Annotated in this window: 8 protein-coding genes; 3 read left to right on the top strand and 5 right to left on the bottom strand. The window is 71.5% G+C overall.

Annotated features, from left to right (window positions below):
• On the top strand, positions 1 to 648 hold a 648-nt coding region (locus ACFXA3_RS16905; protein WP_385187467.1), incomplete at its 5' end, for a FadR/GntR family transcriptional regulator.
• 69 nt (positions 649 to 717) lie between these two features.
• On the opposite strand, the gene ACFXA3_RS16900 is transcribed toward ACFXA3_RS16905, so the two are convergent.
• On the bottom strand, positions 718 to 903 hold the full coding sequence (locus tag ACFXA3_RS16900) for a hypothetical protein (protein ID WP_385187465.1): 186 nt from the start codon (positions 901 to 903) through the stop codon (positions 718 to 720).
• Between the two features lie 16 nt (positions 904 to 919).
• Entirely contained in the window at positions 920 to 2,014 is a 1,095-nt protein-coding gene (locus tag ACFXA3_RS16895; protein WP_385187464.1) for a glycosyltransferase, read from the bottom strand.
• Positions 2,015 to 2,567: 553 nt separating this feature from the next.
• Between ACFXA3_RS16895 and ACFXA3_RS16890 the strand changes: the two genes are divergently transcribed.
• Positions 2,568 to 3,968 (top strand): cellulose binding domain-containing protein, encoded by a 1,401-nt coding sequence (locus tag ACFXA3_RS16890; RefSeq protein ID WP_385187463.1) that lies wholly within the window; start codon positions 2,568 to 2,570, stop codon positions 3,966 to 3,968.
• Here the strand turns inward: ACFXA3_RS16890 and ACFXA3_RS16885 are convergent.
• From ACFXA3_RS16885 to ACFXA3_RS16875, 3 genes are all read right to left on the bottom strand, one after another.
• A complete protein-coding gene (locus tag ACFXA3_RS16885) occupies positions 3,965 to 4,819 on the bottom strand; it encodes an NAD(P)-dependent oxidoreductase (RefSeq protein WP_385187461.1) in 855 nt (284 codons plus the stop codon). The two genes, ACFXA3_RS16890 and ACFXA3_RS16885, sit on opposite strands and share 4 nt — an antisense overlap.
• A gap of 71 nt (positions 4,820 to 4,890) precedes the next feature.
• Positions 4,891 to 5,274, bottom strand: a complete 384-nt coding sequence (locus ACFXA3_RS16880) for a VOC family protein (RefSeq protein WP_385187459.1) — start codon at positions 5,272 to 5,274, stop codon at positions 4,891 to 4,893.
• Between the two features lie 56 nt (positions 5,275 to 5,330).
• Positions 5,331 to 7,232 carry an ABC transporter ATP-binding protein gene (locus ACFXA3_RS16875; RefSeq protein ID WP_385187458.1) on the bottom strand — a complete coding sequence of 634 codons (1,902 nt, stop codon included), beginning with the start codon at positions 7,230 to 7,232 and terminating at the stop codon, positions 5,331 to 5,333.
• 128 nt (positions 7,233 to 7,360) lie between these two features.
• On the opposite strand from ACFXA3_RS16875, the gene ACFXA3_RS16870 reads away from it, so the two are divergent.
• Positions 7,361 to 7,879, top strand: a 519-nt coding sequence (locus tag ACFXA3_RS16870; protein ID WP_385187456.1) for an AMP-binding protein, incomplete at its 3' end; no start/stop codon positions are given.

Below are 7,879 nucleotides of genomic sequence, written 5' to 3'. Positions count from 1 at the left end.
GCGGCCCCCCCCCCGCGGGCCAGGCGCGGGGCCCCGCGGGAGCCGCCGCCGCGCTGCCGCCCCGCGCCCCGGGGGGCGCGCGCGCTCGTCCGCGTCCTGGAGTCCATGCAGCTGGTCGAGTCCCGCCGCCGGGTCGGCGTCACCGTGCGCCCCGCCGAGGAGTGGAACGTCTACGACCCGCGCGTCATCCGCTGGCGCCTCGCCGGCACCGACCGCCCGCGCCAACTGCGCTCACTGACCGTGCTGCGCTCCGCGATCGAGCCGGTCGCGGCCGGCCTCGCCGCCGCCCGGGCCACCCCCGACCAGTGCGCCGCGCTCACCGAGGCCGCCCTCGGCATGGTCCGCACCTCGCGCGGCCACCGGCTCGACGCCTACCTGGAGCACGATGTCGCGTTCCACCGGATCGTGCTCTGCGCCTCCGGCAACGAGATGTTCGCCCGGCTCGGCGACGTCGTCGCCGAGGTCCTGACGGGCCGTACGCAGCACGCCGTGATGTTCCACGACCCCGACCCGGCGGCCGTGACCCTGCACGTCCGGGTCGCCGAGGCCGTACGGGAGTCGGACGCGGCCCGCGCCGAGGCGCTGACCCGGCAGATCGCGATGGGCGCCCTCCGCGAACTCGACGTCCTGGCCCCCGACTCCCCGTAGACGCCGCCGACATCCCCCGGATCCGGCCTCGGTGCGCCGGGGCCGGCCACCGGTCCGTGGCCGCGCCGGTCAGTCGCCGGCCACTCGGTAGTCCCGTCTTTTCCGTCTGACCGATGCCGCGTAACCGATCAGGGACAGGAGGACGATCACGGCGGTGGCTCCGAGCATCAGCTGGTCGGTGTTCGTCACCAGCGTCACGGCGTAGGCGATTGCGGCCAGTACGACGCAGGCGCCGAATCCCTTGAGGGTGTTCACTTTCGGTCTCCTTGATTCATTTCCATGCGGATACCCGGGTCACGTAGGACTTCACGAGGGACGAGACGAGCCAGTAGGTCCGCACCACGGTGAATATCAGCTCGGGAATCAGAATGGCCTCGACGGCCATGGCCTTCCAGCCGAGGTTCCGCACCCGCAATGCCGGATAGATCACCCAGAAGGAAAGAAGGGCAAGAAGAAGCGGTGACTGCGCGAAACCGTGCATCGCCGCTTTGATGAGATGGGTGGAGCCCCAGCCGAGAATGTAGGCGGATCCCACGAGTCCCATGATCATGGTGCTGATGGAATGCCAGGTGAATTTCGTCCAGCCGCGACGCCGCAGCGTGTCGACCGTTCCCCGGCTCCATCGTTCGCGCTGCTGGATCAGTTCGCGCAGTGTGGGCATGAGATCGGTGTACGCGATGCAGAGCTGGTTGGCCGTCACTTTCCAGCCGGATTCCTTGAGCGCCAGCGTGGTTTCGTAGTCCTCGACCAGATTGCTGTGGTCTTCCCAGAAGACCTCGTCCCGCCAGTCGAGCAGGCTCTGCAAGGCCTCCGCCCGGTAGAAGGACCCGGCTCCGGACATGGTGTGGACGTCCTTGCGGTACCGGGCGTTGGCGGCCCGGCCGTACTCGATGATCTGCATGCCGAGGAGGAAGCGCTGCCACGGATTGCGCCACAGGCCCGTGCGGCCCAGACAGGCGGCGCTGACGCCGCCGATCTCCGGGTCGGACGCGAGGACGTTGCAGGCCCGCTCGATGAACTTCGGGTGCAGCTCCGTGTCCGCGTCCATGACGAGTACGTGGTCCACCCGGTCGGCCAGCCTGCCGCCGACCGCCTCACCGAGCCAGCGGAGCCCGTGGTTGAGGGCTCCCGCCTTCTTGTGCGGGTTGTCGGCGAGAGTGAGGACCACCGTGGGCGGCGTGTGCTCGTCGTCCGCGAACCGGCGGGCGAAGTCCTCCGTCCGGTCGGTCGAATTGTTGACCACCACGATGATGAGATCGGGGCGCCGGCTCTGCGCGGCCAGGGACTTCAGCGAGGTCCATACTCCGACTTCCTCGTTCCGCGCGGGAACGAGGACCACCGTCCCGTAGACGGCGGCGCCGCCCACCCGATCGCTGGAGACGCGACCTCTTCGGTGCCGGCTGTGTGTTGCGCGCCGCGTTTCAGGACGTGTGCGGCGCGCGGCTTTCCTTGACAAAACAGACCCCCGGATAAAAACAAACTCCCATGGTGCGGCCCCCTACGTCGAACCATGTAGTTGCACTCGGAGTGAAGGTACATCACTCATGTGGCCCGCCGGATGGGCTTTCGGTCCGCCCGGAGGCCCGGAAAGTATGGCAATCCGGGCAATTGGGTTCCGATCGGCTCTCGGGTCGTGACCAGGAACACTTTCGATGTCCGCGGAACGTGATCTTCCTCGGTCGTGGCGGGCGGGTATCGCCGTGAAAGAGGCGTGAAACGGAATGGCGGGACCTTGCGATCTGCTCCTCCGGGTCCCGGAAAAGGGTGGTTACCATGCTCCCGATTACGACGTCCGACGCGTGAGTGTGCCGCGACGGGTATCGCCCGCCCATGTCGAAGGAGTTTTTGTGAGCCGTACCCCCCGCCGGTCCCGTCGTCGCAGACGGAGCGGGATCGGATTGGCCCTGATACTTGCGCTGATGCTGATCGCCACTGCACTCGGCGGTGCTGCCTTCCATTTCCTCCGGGATTCCGTCTTCCCGGGGAATTCCGACGGTTCCGGGTCCGCCGGGCTGAGGGTGAGGTACCGGACCGACGCCCCTGCCTCGGCCTTGACGGCCAAGCCGTGGCTGGAAGTCCTCAACGTCTCGAAGAAGACCGTGGCGCTGAGCGACGTGACCCTCCGGTACTACTTCACCGCCGACGGCGCCTCCGAACACGCCGCCAACTGCGTGCAGTCGAGCCTCGGATGCATGAACATCACGCAGAGGACCGGTGCCTCCGCCCGTCCCGCCCCCCTGGCCGACCACTACCTCCAGATCGGCTTCACGCGCGGGGCGGGCAGTCTTGCGCCGGGCGGGAGCACCGAGGGGATCGGACTCCAGCTCTTCCGCCTCGACCACAAGGCGCTGAACCAGTCCAACGACCGCTCGTTCGACGCCAAGGCCACGCACTACGCACCGTCGAAGCGGGTCACCGCCTACCTCGGCGGCACCCTTGCCTGGGGCGAAGAACCGTCCGGCACCGCCCCCGGCGCCGGCCAGGACCCGCCCACCCCGCCGCCGGCCGTGGCCGCGCCCCCGGCGGGCGTCATGTTCGACCGGTTCCGCTACAGCGGTCCCGGTGACCCCGCGCTCGCCTCCAACGGCTGGGTGGTACGGACCGGCGCGGGCGGCCCCGGCATCCACGACACCTGGGCGGCCGAGGGAATCAGCTTCCCCTCCGAGGCCACTGCCCAGGGCGGGCAGGCACTACAGCTGCGGCTCACCACCGACGGGACGAAAGAGGGCACCAGACAGGCCGAATTGCAGAGCGCCACACCCGAATTCCTCACGGGCACCTACGCGGCCCGGGTCTACTTCAGCGACGCCCCGACGAGCGGCCCGGACGGCGACCACATCAACGAGACCTTCTTCGCGCTGTCGCCACGGGACGGGTCGCCGAAGTACAGCGAACTCGACCACGAGTACATGCCGAACGGCGGCTGGGGCGCGCCGGGCCCCCGGCTCGACACCACGAGCTGGCGCAGCAGCAAGCAAGGGGACCGGATCACGCACGCCGGGAAGCAGAGCCTCCGGGGCTGGCACACCGTGATGATCACCGCACTGAACGAGAGGGTCAGCTACTCGGTGGACGGGCACGAGGTGTTCAGCCACGACGGCGCGTACTTCCCCGCACAGCGCATGGGAATCCACTTCAGCGCGTGGCTCATCGACCTGCCCTTCACGGGACCGCGCACCTGGGACATGCGCGTCAACTGGGTCTACTACCAGGCCGGTCAGGCCGTGCCGCCGGCCGCCGTCGACCAGGCGGTCGAGGGCTTCTACGCCAACGGCACGTCGTACGTGAACACCCTGGCCGGCCACCGTCCCGGAGCCTAGGCGTGCTGTCCCGCGAAGTAGGCGGCGGCCATGTCCTCGTCGCCGTGGCCGCGGGACGCCGCGCGGAGGAGGCGGGCGTGGGTGGCCCGGGCCAGGTCGACGGCCACGCCCGCCCGCTCCGCCGCCTCCGCGATCAGGCCGGTGTCCTTCTCGGCGCCGTGCACGGTGAAGCTGGGGGCGAAGTCCCGTTCCAGGACCGCCTTCATCTTCGCCTGGAGGTACGGGTTGTCCATCGGGCCGCCGGTCACGGCCTGCGCGAACAGCCCCGGGTCCACCCCCAGGCCCTCCGCCAGTGCGAGGGCCTCGCCGACCGCCGCGGTCAAGGTGATCGCGTACCCGACCGTGGCCAGCTTGAGCCGGGTGGCGGCTCCCGCCTGCGCCCCGGCCCGCAGGGTCTTGCCGCCCACCGCGGCGAACACCGGCTCCAGCCGCGGATCCGCCGGTCCGGAGGCCAGCACCACCAGCGTCCCGGCCTCCGCGGGCCCCCGGGTGCCCTGCACCGGGGCGTCCACGAACACCAGCCCGTGCTCCCGGGCGAAGCCGGCCAGCTCCTCCAGCGCGGCCACGCCGACCGTGCTCGTCTGCGCCCACACCTGGCCCGCGCGCAGCCCGGGCACCGCGGCGGCCATCGCCTGCGCCACGGCCTCGCCGTCCGTCAGCATCGTCAGCACCACATCGGCCCCGGCGACCGCCCCGGCCGGGTCGTCCGCGACGACCGCGCCCTGCGCGGCCAGCGGTTCGGCCTTCTCCCGGGTCCGGTTCCACACCCGCAGCCCGATCCCGGCCCGCAGCAGGTTCCGGGCCATCCCCGCCCCCATGATCCCGGTTCCCAGCAGTGCGACAGTGGTCACGGCGTCACTTCCCTTCAGGAAACGTCCAGTTCCACCAGTGTGGCCGCCGGGGGCCGCCCCGTCCGCGGGACTCAGCCTGCGGTGGCCGATGTGCGCGGTGTCGTCTGCTGGACCGCCCAGCCGTTGCCGTCGGGGTCGGAGAAGTACACGAACGAGCCCCACGGCATGTCCTGGATCTCCGTCACCTCGATGCCCCGGCCGCGCAGGTCCTCGTACGCCTCCTCGATGTCGGTGACGACGACCTGCAGGTTGTCCAGCGACCCCGGGGCCATCCGGGTGAGTCCCTTGCCCAGGGCGATCGAGCACGCCGACCCCGGCGGGGTCAGCTGTACGAAGCGGATGTCCTCGCTCACGGTGACGTCGTGATCGGCGTGGAAGCCGATCCGCTCGTAGAAGGCCTTGGCCCGGTCGACGTCGGTGACGGGGACGGCGACCAGCTCCAGCTTGATGTCCATCGGTGCTCCACGGTCTCCACGGTCGGTGCGGGCCCCCGAACGGGGGCCTTTCGGCATCATGCTCCGGCAGCCGGTACCGCGCCGCCCGGAGCGGCGTCCGCCGCGGCGAACTGGGTCCGGTACAGCTCCTCGTACCGGCCGCCCGCGGCCAGCAGCTCCCGGTGCGTCCCGCTTTCCACGATCCGGCCGTCCTCGACGACGAGGATCAGGTCGGCCGCCTGCACGGTCGACAGCCGGTGCGCGATCACCACCGCGGTCCGGCCGGCCAGGGCCTCGCCCAGGGCCTCCTGCACCGCCGCCTCCGAGGTGGAGTCCAGGTGCGCGGTGGCCTCGTCGAGGATCACCACCCGCTGCCGGGCCAGCAGCAGTCGGGCGATGGTCAGCCGCTGCCGCTCGCCGCCCGAGAGGCGGTAGCCGCGCTCGCCGACCACCGTGTCGAGACCGTCGGGGAGCGAGGCGACCAGCCCGTCCAGCCGCGCGCGGCGCAGCGCCTCCCAGATCTCCTCCTCGCCGGCCCCCGGCCGGGCCAGCAGCAGGTTGGACCGGACCGACTCGTGGAACAGGTGTCCGTCCTGGGTGACCATGCCGAGCGTCTCCCGGACGGAGTCGGCCGTGAGGTCCCGTACGTCGACCCCGCCGAGCCGCACGGAGCCCGCATCGGCGTCGTACAGGCGCGGCAGCAGCTGGGCGATCGTCGACTTGCCGGCGCCGGAGGAGCCGACCAGCGCGACCATCTGCCCGGGTTCGGCCCGGAACGACACCTCGTGCAGGACCTGCGTACCGCCGCGGGCGTCGAGGACCGCGACCTCCTCCAGGGAGGCGAGCGAGACCTTGTCGGGGGAGGGGTAGCCGAAGGAGACGCGGTCGAACTCCACGGCCACCGGCCCGTCCGGCACCCGCCCGGCGTCCGGCTTCTCGGCGATCAGCGGTTTCAGGTCGAGGACCTCGAAGACCCGCTCGAAGCTCACCAGGGCGCTCATCACCTCGACGCGGGCCCCGGCGAGCGCGGTCAGCGGGGCGTACAGCCGGGTCAGCAGCAGGGCGAGGGCGACGACGTTCCCCGCGTCCAGGCTCCCGCGCAGGGCGTAGTGGCCGCCGAGCCCGTAGACGAGCGCCAGTGCGAGGGCCGAGACCAGGGTGAGCGCGGTGATGAACGCCGACTGGGCCATGGCCGTACGGATCCCGATGTCGCGGACGCGCGCCGCCCGGGCCGCGAACTCCGCGGATTCGTCGGCGGGCCGCCCGAACAGCTTGACGAGGGTGGCGCCGGGCGCGGAGAAACGCTCCGTCATCTGGGTGCCCATCGCCGCGTTCAGCGTCGACGCCTCCCGCTGCATGGCGGCCATCCGCGTCCCCATCCGGCGGGCCGGCAGCACGAACACCGGCAGCAGGACGAGGGCCAGCAGCGTGATCTGCCAGGAGATGCCCAGCATCACGGCGAGCGTCAGCAACAGGGTCACCGTGTTGGCGACCACCCCGGACAGGGTGTTGCTGAACGCCCGCTGGGCGCCGATCACGTCGTTGTTGAGCCGGCTGACGAGCGCGCCGGTGCGGGTCCGGGTGAAGAAGGCCACCGGCATCCGCTGCACGTGGTCGAAGACGGCCGTCCGCAGGTCCAGGATCAGCCCTTCCCCGAGCGTGGCCGACAGCTTCCGGGTGAGCAGCCCGAGCCCCGCCTCCGCGACGGCGATCACCGCGATCAGCAGGGCGAGCCGGGTGACCGTACCGCTGTCCCGGCCGTCCACGATGGCGGTGACCACCCGGCTCGCGAGGACCGGGGTGGCCACCGCGAGGAGCGCGCTCACCACGCTGAGCAGCAGGAAGAAGGTGAGCCCGCGGCGGTGCGGGCGGGCGAATGCGGCGACCCTGCGCAGGCTCGCCCGGGAGAGCGGGCGCCGGTCCTGCCGGGCGTTCATCGCGCTGTGCAGCGATGTCCAGGCGGTGACTTCCATGTCCATGGGGGGAACGCTAGGACCTCAACCAAACTGGAGGTCAAGGGAACGGCAGGATCGCCGCAGAACTCCCGCCCTTACGAGGGATGTTCGCAAACCCGGGGGCTGTCGGTGCCGGGTGTCATCATCGGGGAATGACGCAGGGACCGACGCAGGGACCGACGCAGGGATCACCCCACGGATCACCCCACGGATCGCCGGACGGACCGCCACGGGAGCCGGGGTCCGGCCGCTCCGGCCGGACGGCCGCCGGCACCGTCCTGCACCTGTTCGGGCAGCAGGTACGGGACACCCCGCAGGCCTACGCCGTCATCGCCGGCGTGGACAGCCTCACGTACGCACAACTGGACGCCCGGGCCGACCGGCTGGCGCACCACCTCGTCGACGGCGGGCTGCCGCCCGGCGCCGTCGTGGCCATCGCCGCCGACCGCCGCGCCGACCTCGTCGTCGGCCTCCTCGCCGTCCTCAAGGCCGGCGGGACGTACGCCGTCCTCGACACCGAGGTCCCGCTCACCGGGCGGGGCCAGCTCGCGGCCCTCGCGCCGTACGTCCTGCTCGCCGACGCCGCGCACCAGGCCCGGCTCGACGACGGCCGCGGCCTGCGGGTGGTCCGCCTCGGCGCGGACGCGGACGGGACCACCGGCCGCCCCTCC

The sequence above is a fragment of the Streptomyces sp. NPDC059456 genome, assembly GCF_042750055.1.
Taxonomy (GTDB): Bacteria; Actinomycetota; Actinomycetes; order Streptomycetales; family Streptomycetaceae; genus Streptomyces.
This window is presented reverse-complemented; position numbering and strand designations above follow the sequence as displayed.